Source organism: Shewanella corallii (assembly GCF_023349125.1).
Lineage (GTDB): Bacteria > Pseudomonadota > Gammaproteobacteria > Enterobacterales > Shewanellaceae > Shewanella > Shewanella corallii.
In genome coordinates, this window is sequence record NZ_JAKIKT010000002.1 from 624,863 (window position 1) to 642,025 (window position 17,163).

The following is a 17,163-nucleotide window of genomic DNA, read 5'->3' on the forward strand; positions in this document are numbered from 1 at the left end:
CCGTGCAGGCCAGTAGCCCGCACAGTTGATAATTTTGATGAGATTGCGCCAACTCGCGCACTGGACACCAGTTTATGGTAATGGATACAGCTTACCTAAGCGGACGCAGTTAGGCCATACAATCAGTTGAAAATAATTACCCAGCTCAGATTTTCAAACAGTTAGCTTCAACTTCAAGGGTTAATCCGGTTCAGACCTTGTCCATAAACGCCACAGGCCGTATAAGTGATTACTCGCTTTGACGTTCAGGTATTGCCTATGACACCTGTTAAACGTGGCATTTCGCTCGCACTGGCCGGCATTCTTATTCTGAGCTTTGACAGTCTGTTGGTTCGCCTCACAGATACCTCTCCCTGGAATCTGTTGTTTTGGCGAGGCACTATGCAGGCCACAAGCTTTTTGCTGATCCTGATTCTTTTTAACCACACTGAGCTCAAACAAAAATTGCTGCCACCCTCATTCGGCACACTTGCCGTGGGCGCGCTTTTCTGTGCATCTACCGTCTGCTTTGTGCTGTCGCTGGCTCACACCCAGGTAGCCAGCACTCTGGTTATTGTAAACACTGCGCCTCTCTTCACAGCCATCATCGCTTTTGTGGTGCTTAAAGACAAATTACCTTTGCATACCCTGCTGGCCATAGGAGCCGCAGTGGGTGGCGTCTGGTTTATCTTTGCCTATGCCCCTGAGCCCGGCCAGATAGTGGGAGATCTGTATGCATTGGTCACTGCCGTATCCACAGCTATTTACCTCACCATTATGCGTTCAACCCAGGGGAAAAATGCCGCCAGCTTTTTGGTGTGCGCCGGGATTATGATCGCAGCCTTTGCTCTGTATAAAGGTGCCAGACCATTGTCTGTCCCCGGTGACCACTTGGTTTATGCTCTGGTGTTGGGCGGAGTAGTGGTACCAGGCGCGTACTTATGCATCTCCAAAGCACCGGCTTATATTCCGGCGGCTCAGACCAGTTTGATACTGCTGCTGGAGATTCTGCTCGGCCCGCTGTTTGTCTATCTGGTGTTGGGGGACAAGCCTTCAGATAATGATTTGATTGGTGGCGGCCTGGTGTTGATAACCTTGATACTGCATACCCTGTGGGAGCTTAGACTAAATCAACAAAAGCAGGTTTAAATATTGAAAGATAAAAACTGCTTTAAACTGTGAATTGAAAATCGATTGCTGGCGGGCTTCACACCTATAGTCTGCTGGCAATCCCCCCCTTCCTGTTCAGCTGACTTCCTGTCCCAGAGACAATCCTCTGATCAACTGGCTGATAACCGGGTTCAATGTTTGATGAGAGGGGTAACATAAGCCGATACGACGGTACATTCGCGGCCCATTAAAACGCACCAACTCCAATCTGGGTTCATCCTCCACCAGACCATCCGGCAGGAAACTGATCCCAAAGCCAGCCAGTACCAGAGACATCACCTGTGACTTATGCTCTGCCTTAGCGACTAAATTAAGCGACATATCTGCACAGGCCAGCAAACCTATGGTCTGTTGGTGAGCCTCACAGGGAGGACACTCAATAAAGTCATAGCCGTTGAGATCTTCAGGTTCAACAAGCTCTTTTTGTGCAAGATGATGACCTTTGGGCACGCACAATACATAGTCCTCACTCCACAGCGGCATAAAGACCTCGTCTTCCCGCTTGAGGGCATCCAGCGTCAGACGGCAATCGGCTGCAGAGTGATAATCAACCAGCTCAATATCCAGCCTTTCCACCACCTGATTAATACGGGTCAGTAAACCCGCCAGCCTGCGTTGACTCAGATCAGGCATCACCGCCACTTTCAGCTTCTGTCTGGCCGCCTTTTGCTTGAACAAACCCGGTAATTCACTGGCTTCTTTCACCAGTTTAACCGCCAGTGGATAGAGATAGTGGGCACTATCCAACGCCACTACACCTTTTTTGCTGCGTTCAAACAAAGGGCCTCCCAGTTCCTCCTCCAGTTGCTTAAGACCAGAGGAGAGTGAAGGCTGACTGACATGGCAGCGCTGGGCTGCTGAGGTGATATTACGCTCTTCAAAAATTGCGATGAAAAATCTGAGCAGTCTTAAATCGATCACTTGGACTCACTTATAACCAAAAATTTAGCCATCTACAGGCATTCATAGGCGCAGCCTATCATAACCAGTCAAAATAAGTATTTTTCCCTTTCCTCGACACTTCCTATACTGCGCTCATTCCCTGCCCGGCCGGCATACTAGTTTTCCGCTCTGACCCAGAGCATTGGATTGAGGACAATCACTATGAGTAAAGAGTTAGTTGTTATTACCGGTGCATCATCAGGTATCGGCGCTGCTATGGCCAAAGCGTTCAGCAATGCTGGTCACCCTCTGTTACTGTTGGCCCGTCGTATTGAGCCAATGCAGGCGCTTAATCTGCCAAACGCACTGTGCATCAGTCTGGATGTAACCGATGGCGAAGCCTTTAACAAGGCGATTGCAGAAGGTGAAGCGCAGTTTGGCAAAGTGGGCTGTCTGGTTAATAACGCCGGCGTTATGCTGCTGGGGCTGGCCCACGAACAGGACCCAACTGAATGGACCCGCATGTTGAACATCAATGTGATGGGTGTGCTTAACGGCGTTCATGCTGTACTGGCTGATATGAAAGCCCGTAACACTGGTACCATTATCAATGTCAGCTCTATTGCGGGTCGCAAGACCTTCCCTAACCATGCCGCATACTGCGCTACCAAATTTGCTGTGCATGCGCTGACAGAAAACATTCGCGAAGAAGTGGCCATGGACAATGTTCGTGTTATCACCATCGCACCTGGTGCAGTGGAAACTGAACTGCTGAGCCACACCACCAGTGATGCAATCAAAGCGGGCTATGAAGATTGGAAAACTGAGATGGGCGGCGTGATCATGCCGGAAACCATCGCTGAAGCGACACTGTTCGCCTGGCAGCAACCACAAAATGTGTGCGTACGTGAAATCGTACTGGCTGCAACCAAGCAGCAGCCATAAGCCAGCTATATAGCCCAGCTTAAAATCCATCTAATAAAAACCGCCTGCCATGGCGGTTTTTATTTCTCCGCTCATAGTGATTTGTGGGCAACCCGACAATTTATACAAATAAAACAGTTGATTGATAAAAGTATGCCGCTGTCGACAGTTCAAAAATAGCCTATCTCTTAGGCTGGTATCTGTAGGTTTTACCGCCACTCAGTATCGAAGCCAGGAGGGATTCATGGATTTCAAACCGTTAAGTGGGTTTTCATCAATGTCGATCAGTGCCATGGATAAGATGATGCAATGGCAGATACAGAATTCGCTCTCCCTGTCGGATGCCAAAGCGCCGAATTCAATGATCATTGCCCCAGAGCAGCCCATTGAAACCCTATATCTGCACATCCCCTTCTGCCATACATTATGCCGATATTGCTCATTTCATAAGGTTAAGTTTAATGAGGTGTTGGCCAGGGATTACTTTAAAGCACTGAGGCAGGAAATCAGCTCTGTAATCAATCTTGGCTTTAGATTTAACCGTGTGTATGTGGGCGGCGGCACTACTACGATTCTTGAAGATGAACTGATAGCCACCATAGAACTTATTCTGAGTAAAACCCGGATACGGGAAGTCTCCTGTGAAAGCGATCCAATCTACTTCCATGAAGGCCAACCGCAGAGGCTTACCGGGTTAGTTGACCGTATGTCGATTGGTGTCCAGAGCTTTGAAGACCGAATACTCAAAGCCACAGGAAGATATGAGAAATTCGGCTCGGGCCAGGAGCAGTATGAGTACATTCATAAAGCCGTATCCCTGTTTCCAACCGTTAATATGGACATGATGTATGGGTTTACCGGTCAAACCCCAGACTCCATTGCCATTGATCTCGAAAAAGCCATGAGTCTACAACCGGAACAGATCACCACCTACCCCCTGACCCCGGGCATTGGCAAAAACCGAAAAAAATGCGCATCAATTTCCGGTATGGAGAGTGAGCTTTGGGGCCAGTTCGTCACCGCCAGGTCTTGCCTGACAACAGCCTATGATATGGAGTTCCCCTGGACTTACAGCCAGCGTAAACAGCGGCCTGTTGAACACAAATATGTTCTTGACGGTGAAGATTGCTTTGGTGTCGGTTCAGGAGCATTTGGCCGTTTTGGAAACAGGTTCCTGATCTCCAGCTTTGATATTCAGGACTATATAGATTCAAGAAAAGCCGCCCCCGCCAGGTCTGGAATTCAATTTGAAAAGCAGATAAGTGATCAGGCCCTGATGCAACATCATCTAATGATAATGATGGGCCATGGAATTGTGCGACACAAAGAGTTTGAGTTGCATACAGGGCAAAGCCTGTGGCGGGCTTTGCCACTGGAAATGAGCTTCCTGCTGGCCACAGGCGCCATTAAAAGTCACAGCGACGGCTATCAGGTCACTGAAATGGGCCAATTTGTGGCGCTGAAAATGTTCTCCGGCTTCCTGTCAGGAATGGACTATCTACGTGAGCAGGCCCGGGAACTGGTGCAACTACAAGCCTGCTGATTTAGATAAGTCTGAACAGAGTGTAAGGGTTAGGACACTACTTAGTCAGCGTAAACTCATTACTGACCCAGACAGGGATCAACTTGGTGTTATATGCCGAAGGGGTATATTGATATTGAGCCAGCATTTCCCGGACCACCTCTCCCCACTGAGGGTCAGTCATAGAGGTAAAAGTGACCCTGTGAACCCTTCCTTCGGAATCGATCAAATACTTGGCCTCAACATAGCCTTTGGCAGGCAGACTTTCATCAATCTCAAATTGGTAGGAGTCGGATACAGGTAACCAATAGCGGGACAGCTCACTGGCGTTAATCTTCATCGCAGGCTGCTTTAACACGGGCGTCGCTCCACAACCGGCCAGAAGTACTGCAAAAAGGGTTATCATTATTTTTTTCATAAGGTTACCAGTTATCGACCAGACGTAGCTAGATTCTCAACAGGGCAAATTTTTTGTGCAATCACCCTAAAGTCTGATTTCCAACCAGAAAGTTACCCTCCCCCACTCTCGTCAACCAATTCGAACTATCTTAACTGAGCGGATGATGACTGCAGAAAGCAGCAAGAAGCCCGTTCTTCCTATATTTCCCGACATAACTCCTGCTCTACGGACAAGCGTCTGTGATGAGCATAACCAGCAGAAAGATTTGCAGGAGACAGTAAACAAGTGACAACTGAAGGAAAAAAATGGCATACCTGAGGTATGCCCAAATCGTTGGTCTCGCCGCCAGCAGACCAACGGGTGTCCGTTTAAGCTTAGTTCAATACCTCTTCGGTTCCAGTAAGTTACGAAAAATAAAGCATATTGCTTACTTCCACAGCAATCGTACGAGGCTTAATTAGTGGTTTGCGAACTGTCACAACAGTAGCAGGATTTATCAGATACACTGCGCCATCTCCCATCCAAAGGGACCCTACAACAGGAATAACAATGACTCATAAAATTATTCTGGATACAGACCCGGGTATCGACGATGCAATGGCGATTTTGTTTGCCGAGGCCCACCAAGATATCGAACTGATGGCGCTGACCACAGTATTTGGTAATGCCACCATCGAAAATGGAACCCGTAATGCCCTCTTCCTGAAAGAGAAGTTCAATTGCAGCTATGACGTTGCCCAGGGTGCAAGTCAGCCACTGGAGCGTCCACCAGTTGGCCCAACTGTGATTGTTCACGGAGAAACCGGTTTTGGCCATCTGCATGCCTCTGAACCGCAAACCGCAAAGGCAGATCCTCGTCCGGCACATCAGTACATTATCGACCAGCTAAAAGCTCACCCCGGCGAAATCACCCTGGTCGCCGTTGGCCCTTTGACCAACCTGGCATTGGCACTACAGGCTGATCCTGCAATCACCAAACTGGTTAAACAGGTGGTCATTATGGGTGGTGCCTTTGGTGAACACGGACACAGAGGCAATGTGACGCCATTTGCCGAAGCTAATATTCATGACGACCCGCACGCTGCTGATCTGGTATTCACCGCTGATTGGCCTGTGGTCATAGTTGGCCTTGATGTCACTGAAGAGAGCTTCTTCAGCAGCGAGTATCTGGATCAGCTGCGTGATGACGCAGGAGAGGTGGGCCAGTTTATTCACGATGTCAGTCGCTACTATCTGGAGTTCTATTCAGAGAAAATCGGGCTTTCAGGCTGTCATGTGCATGACCCTTCTGCCATCGCCTATGTGATCAACCCAGAACTGTTCACCCTGCGTCAGGGCCCGGTTCGGGTAGTGCTGGATGGTTGCGCCGAAGGCATGACTCTGCAGAAATTCACGGATCGCCGTCACGGTTACGATGAGTGGGAAGGCAAGCCAAAGCAATCTGTCGCGGTTGATGTGGATGACGCCTCACTGCTGAAGCTGTATCGCGATACTATTATTGAATACAGCGCCAGACAGTAGCGACTTAAGCCTAATCAAAAATATCGCTGTAAATTTCACCAAAAGCAGTGAAATCCTCCATATTGAGCGGCTATACTGGCTGCTCAATATTTACCTGCCACACCTTATTCGGTGTTGGCTGCGGAGGTTGATATGCCAAAGCTTAAAAAACTCGCGTTAGCACTTCCCCTCACTCTGCTCATCCCTTTTTTCACGGCGGCTGCAAATGCAGATGCCAGCACTCAATCAAGTGACGACTTAAGGACTCATGTCGTTTCTGATGCCACCAAACGCAAAGGTGAACAGCAACATCTTAAAGAGTTAGCTGAAGCTAAAGGGCAGAAGAAAGAAGATGTTCTGGCTCATGACGAACACAGACGTAAAGGCGAACAGCAGCACCTGAGAGAACTGCACGAGTCCAGGAAGGGCGCCAAAATCAAACCGCCCAAAAAAGACGAGTGACAAATCTGCCTGCGCTGGCAAATAGACAGCAGTAAAACAGTAAAAAGGCGCTCTATGCACATCAAGCAAAGGGCGCCTTTTCGACTTTCTGGAGGATTGTTGAACTAAGCGACCTGAGCCGTAACCTGAGATGTCAGCAGCCAAACTGACAACAAAATAAATACGGCGCCCATCACCTTGTTCTGCCAAACCCGGAAACCGGGATGGCTGAGCAACGCCTGCCCCAAAGACCCCACCGCAGCGACGAGCAAGAGGTTAAAGGTGAGACCGGCGACATTAAGCAGCAAACCAAGCGCCAACATCTGCTCACAGGATGATGCGCTAATATTGGATGACACAAACTGAGGTAGAAACAGCACAAAGAACATCAGTGCCTTGGGGTTAAGCAGGTTGCTAATCACAGCCTGACGATATAACTGCTTGCCCAGGTTTTTTTGCGCTTCCGGTGTTTTGGCTTCGCCGCCGTCTTTGGTTCTGAGGCAACCCCATCCCATCCATGCCAGATAAGCTGCGCCAATATACTTAAGCGCTTCCAGTGCCAGTGGGCTCATGGCTACCAGAGCAGACACCCCCATCGCCGCCAACAAGGTCAGAATAATGCCGGAAGTCGCGTTGCCAATACTGGCCCAAACACCCACACGACGACCATAACTGAGGCTGGCTGAAGTGATCAGCAGCATATCAGGGCCAGGGATCAGCAAAAGTGCCAAAATAGCAGTCAGGTAAAGGGGTAATACAGATAGGTCGATCATTTACAGCACAACATGAGCAAAATTCAGGTGGCGGATTGTAGAGATAATTCAGCAACAACTCCACGCCACATTGAACTTTTGTGAGCTGACAAATGGACACAGGAGTTGCCAGCAACAACACCTGATGCAGACCGAAGCCCATGCACTTATAAAAAGGTTGCAGGAAAACAAAAGAAGAAGGCCGCTAATGCGGCCTTCTTAGTTATTGGTTAATTCCTTTGAATTAGCCCTTGGCTATACGCTCATGCAGTTCCTGAACTGAGTTCACCTTGCTACGGTCATCATTGGTTGATGCCATACAGGTTGCGAACGCCGCGTTCAGAGTGGTGGTGTACTGCACCTTGTAGCGCAGTGCGCCGCCACGCAGCTGACGGGAGTCCTCAATAGCCTGACGACCTTCAGTGGTGTTGACGATATAGGTGTACTCACCATTCTTGATGCGGTCCAGAATGTGTGGACGACCTTCATGTACCTTGTTCACCAGACGCGGGTTGATACCGGCTTCACCCAGTACCACTGCGGTACCATGGGTGGCATCCAGCTCATAGCCCAGCTCGGCCAGCTTGGCAGCCAGGTCAGCTACACGGCCCTTGTCACTGTCACGTACAGACAGCAGGGCGCGGCCCTTCTTAGGAATGTCCTTAACAGAACCCAGCAGCGCCTTGGCATAAGCTTCAGCAAAGGTGTCACCTACACCCATAACCTCACCGGTAGAGCGCATTTCAGGACCAAGCAGCGGGTCAACGCCCGGGAACTTGTTGAATGGCAGTACCACTTCTTTCACTGAGTAGTATGGTGGGATAACTTCTTCGGTGAACTGCTGTTCAATCAGAGATTTACCAACCATCACACGGGCAGCAATCTTGGCCAGTGGCACACCGGTCGCCTTGGACACAAATGGCACGGTACGGGCAGCACGTGGGTTAACTTCAATCATATAGATTTCGTTATTCTTCACCGCGAACTGTACGTTCATCAGACCCACAACACCCAGCTCGAAGGCCAACTTGCGAACCTGCTCGCGCATCTCATCCTGGATCTGCTTGCTCAGGGTGTATGGAGGCAAAGAACAACCAGAGTCACCTGAGTGAACCCCCGCCTGCTCAATGTGCTCCATGATGGCGCCAACCACCACAGTCTTGCCATCACATACTGCATCGATATCCACCTCAGTGGCATCGTCCAGGAAGCGGTCCAGCAGTACCGGAGACGCGTTGGACACGCTTACCGCTTCGTTGAAGTAGCGGCGCAGATCCTGCTCGTCATACACGATTTCCATGGCGCGGCCACCCAGTACATAGGATGGACGAACAACCAGTGGGTAACCGATACGTTCAGCGGACAGCACCGCACCTTCAACTGTGGTTACGGTATCGTTCTCAGGCTGCTTCAGACCCAGACGCTGCACTGCGTGCTGGAAACGCTCACGGTCTTCAGCGCGGTCAATGGCATCAGGGCTGGTACCGATAACCGGTACGCCAGCGGCTTCCAGAGCGCGGGCCAGTTTCAGTGGCGTTTGACCACCGTACTGCACGATAACGCCCTTTGGCTGCTCAACGCGTACGATTTCAAGTACGTCTTCCAGAGTTACCGGCTCGAAGTACAGACGGTCGGAAGTGTCATAGTCGGTGGATACTGTCTCTGGGTTACAGTTAACCATAATGGTTTCGTAACCATCTTCGCGCAGTGCTAGGGCAGCGTGAACACAGCAGTAATCGAACTCAATACCCTGACCAATACGGTTTGGACCGCCACCCAGTACCATGATCTTGTCACGGGTAGATGGGTTGGCCTCACACTCTTCCTCATAGGTAGAGTACATGTAAGCGGTATCGGTAGAGAACTCAGCAGCACAGGTGTCTACACGCTTGTAAACCGGGAAGATTTCATAGCGATGGCGGGCCTTGCGCAGTTCGTTTTCGCTGATACCCAGCAGCTCTGCCAAACGCGCATCGGCAAAGCCTTTACGCTTCAGCTGACGCAGCAGGTCGGCATCCAGGTTAGCCCAACCCAGTTCACGAACCTTGTTCTCAGACTTAATCAGGTCTTCAATCTGTACCAGGAACCAGGGGTCAATATTGGTCAGCTTAAAGATGGCGTCCATAGACAAACCGGCACGGAAAGCGTCAGCGATGTACCAGATACGATCCGCACCCGGCTCTTTCAGCTCATGGCGGATTTTCTGCAGGGCATCAGCTTCTTCGACATCAACCACTGGGTCCAGACCGTTACGGCCTACTTCCAGACCGCGCAAAGCTTTCTGCAGAGACTCCTGGAAGGTACGACCAATCGCCATCACCTCACCCACAGACTTCATCTGAGTGGTCAGACGGTCGTTGGAACCGGCAAACTTTTCGAAGTTGAAACGTGGAACCTTGGTCACAACATAGTCGATAGCAGGTTCGAAAGAGGCTGGGGTCTTACCGCCTGTGATGTCGTTGGACAGTTCGTCCAGGGTGAAGCCTACTGCCAGCTTGGCCGCAATCTTGGCAATCGGGAAACCGGTTGCTTTGGAGGCCAGTGCAGATGAACGGGATACACGTGGGTTCATCTCGATGATAACCATACGGCCTGTCTTCGGGTTAATACCGAATTGAACGTTGGAACCACCGGTTTCTACGCCGATTTCACGCAATACCGCCATGGAGGCGTTACGCATGATCTGGTATTCCTTGTCGGTCAGCGTCTGAGCTGGCGCCACAGTGATAGAGTCACCGGTGTGAACGCCCATAGGATCGAAGTTTTCGATGGCACACACGATAATGCAGTTATCGTTGCGGTCACGAACCACTTCCATCTCGTACTCTTTCCAGCCGATCAGGGATTCGTCAATCAGCAGCTCATTGGTCGGAGACAAATCCAGACCACGGCTACAGATCTCTTCAAACTCTTCCTTGTTGTAAGCGATACCGCCGCCTGAGCCACCCATGGTGAAAGATGGACGGATGATACATGGGAAGCCCACTTCATCCAGCACGCCATAGGCTTCTTCCATAGTGTGGGCGATACCGGCACGAGGACATTCCAGGCCGATAGATTTCATAGCCACGTCGAAACGTGAGCGGTCTTCTGCTTTGTCGATAGCATCGGCAGTGGCACCGATCATCTCAACATTGAACTCAGCCAGTACGCCCTGACGTTCCAGTTCCAGTGCGCAGTTCAGTGCAGTCTGGCCGCCCATGGTAGGCAGAATCGCGTCTGGACGCTCTTTGGCGATAATGTTGCGCACCACTTCCCAGTGAATTGGCTCGATGTAAGTGGCATCGGCCATTTCCGGGTCGGTCATGATGGTGGCTGGGTTGGAGTTCACCAGAATGACACGGTAACCTTCTTCGCGCAGGGCTTTACAGGCCTGAGCACCTGAGTAGTCAAACTCACAGGCCTGACCGATAACAATCGGACCGGCACCCAGGATAAGGATACTTTGTATGTCTGTACGTTTTGGCATGGCTTACTTCTCTGCTCCGAATTCTGTTACTTGGCGGTCTGACGATATTGCTCAATCAGTTCGATAAAGTGGTCGAACAAAGGTGCACAATCGTGTGGGCCCGGGCTCGCTTCAGGATGTCCCTGGAAGCTGAACGCTGGCTTGTCGGTCAGGTGAATACCCTGCAGTGAGCCATCGAACAAGGACTTGTGAGTCACCTTGATGTTGGCTGGCAGTGTTGCCTCATCAGCAGCAAAACCGTGGTTCTGGCTGGTGATCATCACAGTGCCTTTTTCGATATCGCCCACCGGGTGGTTTGCACCATGGTGACCGAACTTCATCTTCAGAGTCTGTGCACCGCTGGCCAGAGCCAGTAGCTGATGACCCAGACAGATACCGAAAACAGGGATGTCGGTAGTCAGGATTTCCTGAATCGCTGCGATAGCGTAGTCACATGGCGCCGGGTCACCTGGGCCATTGGACAGAAACACACCGTCAGGATTCATCGCCAGTACTTCACTGGCAGGAGTTTGCGCAGGGACTACAGTGACATCACAGCCACGGTCAACCAGCATGCGCAAAATATTGGTTTTTACGCCATAGTCGTAAGCCACGACTTTGAACTTAAGCTCTTCGGCAGGTGTGTCTGAAGGCAGACCACCTTCCAGACGCCAGCTTCCTTTGCGCCACTGATAGGTCGACTCAGTGGTCACTTCCTTGGCCAGGTCCATCCCTTTCAGACCAGGGAATGCACGGGCAGCTTCCAGTGCTTTGGCTTCATCCATATCACCCACCAGGATACAACCTGCCTGAGCACCTTTCTCACGCAGAATGCGGGTCAGGCGACGGGTGTCAATGTCTGCAATACCAACTATGTTGTTGGACTTCAGATAGTCACTGAGGGATTGTTCATTGCGGAAGTTACTGGCGAGAAGAGGAAGATCCCGGATGATCAGACCACAGGCATGAACGCTGTTGGATTCTGTATCTTCTGAATTGGTACCGGTATTACCAATATGTGGGTAGGTTAAAGTAACGATTTGGCGAGAATAGGAAGGATCAGTCAGAATTTCTTGATACCCTGTCATCGAAGTGTTAAAAACAACTTCTCCAACGGCGATTCCATTCGCTCCAATTGCGGTACCTCTGAAAACGGATCCATCTTCGAGTACGAGTAAGGCAGACTGTGTCAACGCGACCTCCGAAAGACAAGCCACTGAAAATTGAATTTATTTGTATAGTTAAATTACCAAATTCCGCTTAATTTCGAAATTTTGACAAATTCCGAGGATTATACCTTGGGGATTAGAACCCGTCTACACCCAAGCTTTCTATTCTGAAAAAAAATTCCAAAAAAAACCGCCTTGCGGCGGCTTTCATTAACTTAACCCTAACACTTGCTGCATGTCATACAGACCGGCATCCTGACCAGATACCCATAAAGAGGCACGCATCGCACCATTAGCAAAGGTCATACGGCTTGAGGCTTTATGGGTAATCTCCAGACGTTCGCCGATATCAGCAAACATGGCGGTATGTTCACCTACCAGATCGCCAGCACGGATAGTGGCAAAACCTATTGTCTCGCGGTCACGCTCACCAGTAATCCCCTCACGCCCATAGACGGCGCACTTTTCCAGGTCACGGCCGAGCTTATTGGCAATCACCTCGCCCATCTTCAAGGCTGTTCCGCTGGGTGCGTCTTTCTTGAATCTGTGGTGGCCTTCGATAATTTCGATATCTGTGTATTCACCCATGACTTCAGCTGCCAGTTCCAGCAGCTTCCACATCAGGTTTACCCCCACAGACATATTGGGTGCCAGCACCACTGGGGTCTGCTCAGCAAAGGCAGCTATCTGCTCTTTCTGAGCAGCATTAAAGCCAGTAGTGCCTATCACTATGGCTTTATGGTTACGGGCACACCAATCCAGGTGCGCAAGCGTGCCTTCGGGGGAAGTGAAATCAATCAGAACATCAAAGTCATCGCTGGCTTTATCCAGGCTATCAACCAGAGCAATTGCCTTGTTGCCGATCCCCGCCAACTCACCGGCATCACAGCCCAGCAGGCTTGAATCAGGACGCTCGATAGCCGCCCCCAGAATAATGTCAGCATGGTTTTCAGTTGCTTCAATCAACGTCCGACCCATGCGGCCGCCGGCGCCTACTATCGCAACCCGAACATCTCCACTCATCACTAGCTCCCTGAATCTGATAACGCTATTGCCCGGCTCGCGGACAAATGAATGGATTGATTCTACATAAACTATGAAGAGGAGGGAGAAAAATCTCTATACTTGACCAGATTTCAGCGTTTTAAGGCTTACGTCAGTGCCAGGCGGATTCCGGGCATAAAAAAACGCCGGCAGTGCCGACGTTTTTATAAGTAATAGCATCAATCCAATTACAGGATATCCAGCAGCTCTACTTCAAATACCAGTGCAGAGTATGGAGGGATAGATGCACCGGCACCACGCTCGCCATAGGCCAGGTGCTGAGGTACATACAGCTTCCACTTGGAGCCAGCAGGCATCAGCTGCAGGGCTTCAGTCCAACCAGCGATTACACCGGATACAGGGAATTCAGCAGGCTGATCACGAACAACGGAACTGTCGAACACATCACCATTGATGAAAGTACCATGATAGTGAGTGCGTACAGTGTCATTGTAGGTAGGCTTGGCACCGTTACCTTCAGTGATGATTTCGTACTGCAGACCTGATTCAGTGGTGAATACACCGTCACGCTTTGCGTTGTCAGCCAGGAAAGCTTCGCCTTCAGCAGATGCAGCTGCAGCCGCTTCTTCCTGTGCCTTTTGCAGACGCTGACTGATTTCAGTGAAAGCAATCTGCATATCCTGCATGGATACTGCACTATCTTTGCCGTCGAACGCATCAGCCAAACCGGCTTGTACTGCAGCGATATCGATACCTTCGAAAGAGTTGGCTTTCAGCTGCTCACCCATTTGGCGACCTACACCATAGCTGGCGTGCTGTTCTACGGTAGAGAACTTCTCAGACATAATCAGGTTACTCTTGGTTAGTGATAATTTATGCGGCGGGCATTGTAACATAGTGCATTACGCAACGCCCTGCCATAACAGGGTAATTTCTGAGCACTTACCTCGGGCGACACTCACGTATCCCGTCTTCCCTGGCCTGTTGATAGGCTGGCATTACATGGGGAATTTGCTCGTTAAGCTCCTCTATACGACTGCCGTGGGATGGGTGAGTTGAGAGTATTTCCATGGGCTGACTGCCGGGCGCCCTGGCCATATTTTGCCACAGACTGACTGCTGCCCTGGGGTCAAATCCGGCTTTGGCCATCAGCACCAGCCCGACCACATCCGCCTCTGTCTCTTGATCACGGCTAAACGGCAGAGTAATACCCACTTCAGCGCCCAGGCCCAACGCGGCCATCACCATATCCCTATGCTCGACTTCGCCCATATCCAGAGCAAAATCCACCGCCTTAAGGCCAAAATTTTTCATCTCGGAACGGGAAGCCTGTTCGTTACCGTGACTGGACAGAACATGAGCCACTTCATGACCTATCACAGCGGCCAGTTCATCCGGCGTGTGGGCCAGATTAAGCATGCCGGTATACACACCAATAAAGCCACCGGGCAGCGCAAAGGCATTGACCTGAGGCGAGTCAAACAGCACGACTTCCCAGTGCTTATGACGGGTATCGCCCGCCTGCTTGACGATACGCTGAGTAATACAGTTGACGTAGGCGTTCAGCTGGGGATTGCGGTTAATGGGCAGACTTTGCTTCATTTGCGCAAAGCTCGCCTCTCCCATCTGTGCCATATCAGATTCGGAAAACAGTAGCGTCTGGCTACGCCCGGTTGGGGAGGTATGGGTATCGCAGCCACTCAATAAAGTGGCCGCCAGTGACAATACAAACGCAGGAATAAACTTCTTCATAGGCAAATAAACAGCATTCGATGACAACAGTGCTTATTTACCTATATGTGGGCAGCAAATGAATTATCCAATGACATTGGGCCAGGTTTAATTATTTTTGCTTGCTGCAGGTTGGCCAATTCATCGCTTTGGCCGCCTGATAATATTGTTGAGCCGATTGCTGTTGAGCGGTCAGCTCATTAATACGGGTACTGTGAGAGGGATGAGTGGACAGCATTTCGGGTGGTGCACCTTCACTGGCTTTGGCCATATTGTGCCAAAGGTCTACAGAAGCGGCCGGGTCAAAGCCGGCTCTGGCCATCAGTTCAACGCCCATAATATCTGCTTCAGTTTCCTGCTCTCTGCCATAGGGCAAAGTGAAAAACACATTGGTGCCCAATGCTGCCAACTGGGTAATCGTGCCGGCACTTTCAACACCATAGGCAGCAAGGCCAATATTCAGTATTTGCAGCCCGGTTCCCGTCAGCTCAGAGCGGGACACCTTTTCATTACTGTGGCGAGCCAGTACGTGCGCCACCTCGTGCCCCATGACCGCGGCCAATTGGTCCTCGTTTTGGGCGACATTCAGCATGCCGGTGTAAACCCCTATATATCCCCCTGGCAAGGCAAAGGCGTTCACCTGAGGAGAGTCAAACAGTACCACTTCCCATTGCTGAGCAGGCAGCACTCCGGTAATTCTGTCAGCGATGCAATTCACATAGGCAATCCTGGCCGGATCGCGGCTGACCTTTTCCTGCTGTTTCAACTGCTCAAAAGATACCTGCCCCAACTGCGCCATTTCTGCCTCGCTGTGCATCAGCATCTGGCTGCGTCCTGTGGGCGATTGGTGAGTGGCGCAGCCTGCCATTGTCAGGGTTAATGCCAGTGCGGCTAATTTCACAGATATCTTCATTGGTTTAGTCCGTTACAACAATGTGGATAGAGTGTAACCAATACAGACAGATAAAATCGATAGTCAGTGCAAAAGTAAAAAGCCCGATACTGTCACCAGTACCGGGCTTTGTTAATTCATCGTTCGACAGAGTCGGAGGATCAGTTATTCAGATCCTGGAAGAACTTCTTCACACCATCGAAGAAACCTTCAGCTTTAGGGCTGTGCTTGCGTGATTCGCCCGTCAGGGTTTCTTCAAACTCACGCAGCAGTTCTTTCTGACGCTCGTTCAGATTAACCGGGGTTTCAACTACAACCTTACACAGCAGATCGCCCACGGCATGGCTGCGAACAGACTTCACACCCTTGCCACGCAGACGGAACATACGACCTGTCTGAGTTTCCGTTGGGATCTTCAGGCTAACCTTACCATCCAGAGTTGGCACCTGAACTTCGCCGCCCAGTGCTGCCTTGCTGAAGGAGATAGGCACTTCGCAATACAGGTTGTTGCCATCACGCACAAAGATAGGATGTTCGCGCACGCTGACCTGTACATACAGATCGCCTGGAGGTGCACCGAACTCACCGGCTTCACCTTCACCCGCCAGACGGATACGGTCACCTGTATCAACACCGGCCGGGATCTTCACAGACAGAGTCTTGGTCTTCTCGACACGACCTTCGCCATGACACTTGCCACAAGGGTCTTTAATGATTTTACCGCGACCATGACAGGTTGGACATGGCTGCTGCACAGCAAAGAAACCCTGACGCATCTGCACCTGACCGGCACCATGACAGGTACCACAGGTTGTAGCGCTGCTGCCGGCTTTGGCACCAGAACCATCACAGACGTCACAGGTCGCCAGTGTTGGAATACGCAGTTCTTTGGTCAGGCCACGTACGGCCTCTTCCAGAGACAGTTCCAGGTTGTAACGCAGGTCTGAGCCACGGGCAGCCTGACGCTGACCACGGCGACCGCCGCCGAAGATATCACCAAAGACATCACCGAAAATATCACCGAAATCAGCGCCACCGCCGAACCCACCGCCACCACGGTTAGGATCAACACCGGCGTGACCAAATTGATCATAGGCCGCTTTCTTATCGGAATCGGTCAGGATCTCATAAGCTTCCTTCACCTCTTTAAAGGCGGTTTCCGCTTCTTTGTCACCCGGGTTACGGTCGGGATGGTATTTCATCGCCAGGCGCTTGTACGCCTTTTTGATATCGCGCTCGCTGGCGTCACGGCCAACGCCCAATACTTCGTAATAATCTCGCTTTGACATAGTCTTCGCTTTCTCTGAGCTGGCAGTTCATTTTGACTGCGGGAGACATAACAACGGGC

15 protein-coding genes are annotated in these 17,163 nt (G+C 50.8%); 5 read left to right on the forward strand and 10 right to left on the reverse strand.

From position 1 onward, the window contains the following. Nucleotides 1-258 precede the first annotated feature (258 nt). Nucleotides 259-1,128 carry a DMT family transporter gene (locus tag L2725_RS08025; RefSeq protein ID WP_249248450.1) on the forward strand — a complete coding sequence of 290 codons (870 nt, stop codon included), beginning with the start codon at nt 259-261 and terminating at the stop codon, nt 1,126-1,128. A 96-nt stretch (nt 1,129-1,224) separates the two neighbouring features. Here L2725_RS08025 and L2725_RS08030 read toward each other — a convergent pair whose 3' ends face one another. Continuing rightward, nucleotides 1,225-2,070, reverse strand: a complete 846-nt coding sequence (locus tag L2725_RS08030; RefSeq protein ID WP_249248451.1) for a LysR family transcriptional regulator — start codon at nt 2,068-2,070, stop codon at nt 1,225-1,227. A gap of 183 nt (nt 2,071-2,253) precedes the next feature. Here L2725_RS08030 and L2725_RS08035 point away from each other — a divergent pair, with 183 nt between their 5' ends. Together L2725_RS08035 and L2725_RS08040 are read left to right on the forward strand one after the other, a co-directional pair. Further along, complete coding sequence (locus tag L2725_RS08035; RefSeq protein WP_249248452.1) at nt 2,254-2,976, forward strand: SDR family oxidoreductase; 723 nt, start codon at nt 2,254-2,256, stop codon at nt 2,974-2,976. Between the two features lie 223 nt (nt 2,977-3,199). Further along, nucleotides 3,200-4,498, forward strand: coding sequence for a coproporphyrinogen III oxidase family protein (locus L2725_RS08040; protein ID WP_249248454.1), 1,299 nt, complete (start codon nt 3,200-3,202; stop codon nt 4,496-4,498). Nucleotides 4,499-4,535: 37 nt separating this feature from the next. Here L2725_RS08040 and L2725_RS08045 read toward each other — a convergent pair whose 3' ends face one another. Continuing rightward, a complete protein-coding gene (locus tag L2725_RS08045) occupies nt 4,536-4,883 on the reverse strand; it encodes a hypothetical protein (protein WP_249248455.1) in 348 nt (115 codons plus the stop codon). Nucleotides 4,884-5,426: 543 nt separating this feature from the next. Here L2725_RS08045 and L2725_RS08050 point away from each other — a divergent pair. Together L2725_RS08050 and L2725_RS08055 are read left to right on the forward strand one after the other, a co-directional pair. Further along, entirely contained in the window at nt 5,427-6,398 is a 972-nt protein-coding gene (locus tag L2725_RS08050; RefSeq protein WP_249248456.1) for a nucleoside hydrolase, read from the forward strand. A gap of 132 nt (nt 6,399-6,530) precedes the next feature. Next, nucleotides 6,531-6,839 carry a hypothetical protein gene (locus tag L2725_RS08055; RefSeq protein WP_249248457.1) on the forward strand — a complete coding sequence of 103 codons (309 nt, stop codon included), beginning with the start codon at nt 6,531-6,533 and terminating at the stop codon, nt 6,837-6,839. Nucleotides 6,840-6,943: 104 nt separating this feature from the next. Here L2725_RS08055 and L2725_RS08060 read toward each other — a convergent pair whose 3' ends face one another. The 8 genes from L2725_RS08060 to dnaJ all read right to left on the reverse strand — a co-directional run bounded on the left by L2725_RS08060 (nt 6,944) and on the right by dnaJ (nt 17,104). After that, entirely contained in the window at nt 6,944-7,591 is a 648-nt protein-coding gene (locus L2725_RS08060; RefSeq protein ID WP_249248458.1) for a LysE family translocator, read from the reverse strand. 223 nt (nt 7,592-7,814) lie between these two features. Next, complete coding sequence (gene carB, locus L2725_RS08065) at nt 7,815-11,039, reverse strand: carbamoyl-phosphate synthase large subunit (RefSeq protein WP_249248459.1); 3,225 nt, start codon at nt 11,037-11,039, stop codon at nt 7,815-7,817. 26 nt (nt 11,040-11,065) lie between these two features. Then, nucleotides 11,066-12,211, reverse strand: a complete 1,146-nt coding sequence (carA, locus tag L2725_RS08070) for a glutamine-hydrolyzing carbamoyl-phosphate synthase small subunit (protein ID WP_115136122.1) — start codon at nt 12,209-12,211, stop codon at nt 11,066-11,068. Between the two features lie 186 nt (nt 12,212-12,397). Further along, nucleotides 12,398-13,210 (reverse strand): 4-hydroxy-tetrahydrodipicolinate reductase, encoded by an 813-nt coding sequence (dapB, locus tag L2725_RS08075; RefSeq protein WP_249248461.1) that lies wholly within the window; start codon nt 13,208-13,210, stop codon nt 12,398-12,400. A 209-nt stretch (nt 13,211-13,419) separates the two neighbouring features. Continuing rightward, complete coding sequence (bamJ, locus tag L2725_RS08080; protein WP_115136124.1) at nt 13,420-14,037, reverse strand: BamJ family beta-barrel-assembly machinery protein; 618 nt, start codon at nt 14,035-14,037, stop codon at nt 13,420-13,422. A 97-nt stretch (nt 14,038-14,134) separates the two neighbouring features. Next, complete coding sequence (locus tag L2725_RS08085; RefSeq protein WP_249248462.1) at nt 14,135-14,944, reverse strand: M48 family metallopeptidase; 810 nt, start codon at nt 14,942-14,944, stop codon at nt 14,135-14,137. A 91-nt stretch (nt 14,945-15,035) separates the two neighbouring features. Further along, nucleotides 15,036-15,836: a M48 family metallopeptidase gene (locus L2725_RS08090; protein ID WP_249248463.1), complete on the reverse strand. Its 801-nt coding sequence runs from the start codon at nt 15,834-15,836 to the stop codon at nt 15,036-15,038. 140 nt (nt 15,837-15,976) lie between these two features. Then, nucleotides 15,977-17,104 carry a molecular chaperone DnaJ gene (gene dnaJ, locus L2725_RS08095; RefSeq protein ID WP_115136128.1) on the reverse strand — a complete coding sequence of 376 codons (1,128 nt, stop codon included), beginning with the start codon at nt 17,102-17,104 and terminating at the stop codon, nt 15,977-15,979. Nucleotides 17,105-17,163: the final 59 nt, after the last annotated feature.

What these genes read in the sequence shown, in the direction of transcription:
- dnaJ (WP_115136128.1), bottom strand. Translation starts at nt 17,104, where the DNA reads ATGTCAAAGCGAGATTATTACGAAGTATTGGGCGTTGGCCGTGACGCC.
- L2725_RS08040 (WP_249248454.1), top strand. Translation starts at nt 3,200, where the DNA reads ATGGATTTCAAACCGTTAAGTGGGTTTTCATCAATGTCGATCAGTGCC.
- L2725_RS08035 (WP_249248452.1), top strand. Translation starts at nt 2,254, where the DNA reads ATGAGTAAAGAGTTAGTTGTTATTACCGGTGCATCATCAGGTATCGGC.
- L2725_RS08025 (WP_249248450.1), top strand. Translation starts at nt 259, where the DNA reads ATGACACCTGTTAAACGTGGCATTTCGCTCGCACTGGCCGGCATTCTT.
- L2725_RS08085 (WP_249248462.1), bottom strand. Translation starts at nt 14,944, where the DNA reads ATGAAGAAGTTTATTCCTGCGTTTGTATTGTCACTGGCGGCCACTTTA.
- L2725_RS08050 (WP_249248456.1), top strand. Translation starts at nt 5,427, where the DNA reads ATGACTCATAAAATTATTCTGGATACAGACCCGGGTATCGACGATGCA.
- L2725_RS08090 (WP_249248463.1), bottom strand. Translation starts at nt 15,836, where the DNA reads ATGAAGATATCTGTGAAATTAGCCGCACTGGCATTAACCCTGACAATG.
- L2725_RS08045 (WP_249248455.1), bottom strand. Translation starts at nt 4,883, where the DNA reads ATGATAACCCTTTTTGCAGTACTTCTGGCCGGTTGTGGAGCGACGCCC.
- L2725_RS08055 (WP_249248457.1), top strand. Translation starts at nt 6,531, where the DNA reads ATGCCAAAGCTTAAAAAACTCGCGTTAGCACTTCCCCTCACTCTGCTC.
- carB (WP_249248459.1), bottom strand. Translation starts at nt 11,039, where the DNA reads ATGCCAAAACGTACAGACATACAAAGTATCCTTATCCTGGGTGCCGGT.
- L2725_RS08060 (WP_249248458.1), bottom strand. Translation starts at nt 7,591, where the DNA reads ATGATCGACCTATCTGTATTACCCCTTTACCTGACTGCTATTTTGGCA.
- bamJ (WP_115136124.1), bottom strand. Translation starts at nt 14,037, where the DNA reads ATGTCTGAGAAGTTCTCTACCGTAGAACAGCACGCCAGCTATGGTGTA.
- dapB (WP_249248461.1), bottom strand. Translation starts at nt 13,210, where the DNA reads ATGAGTGGAGATGTTCGGGTTGCGATAGTAGGCGCCGGCGGCCGCATG.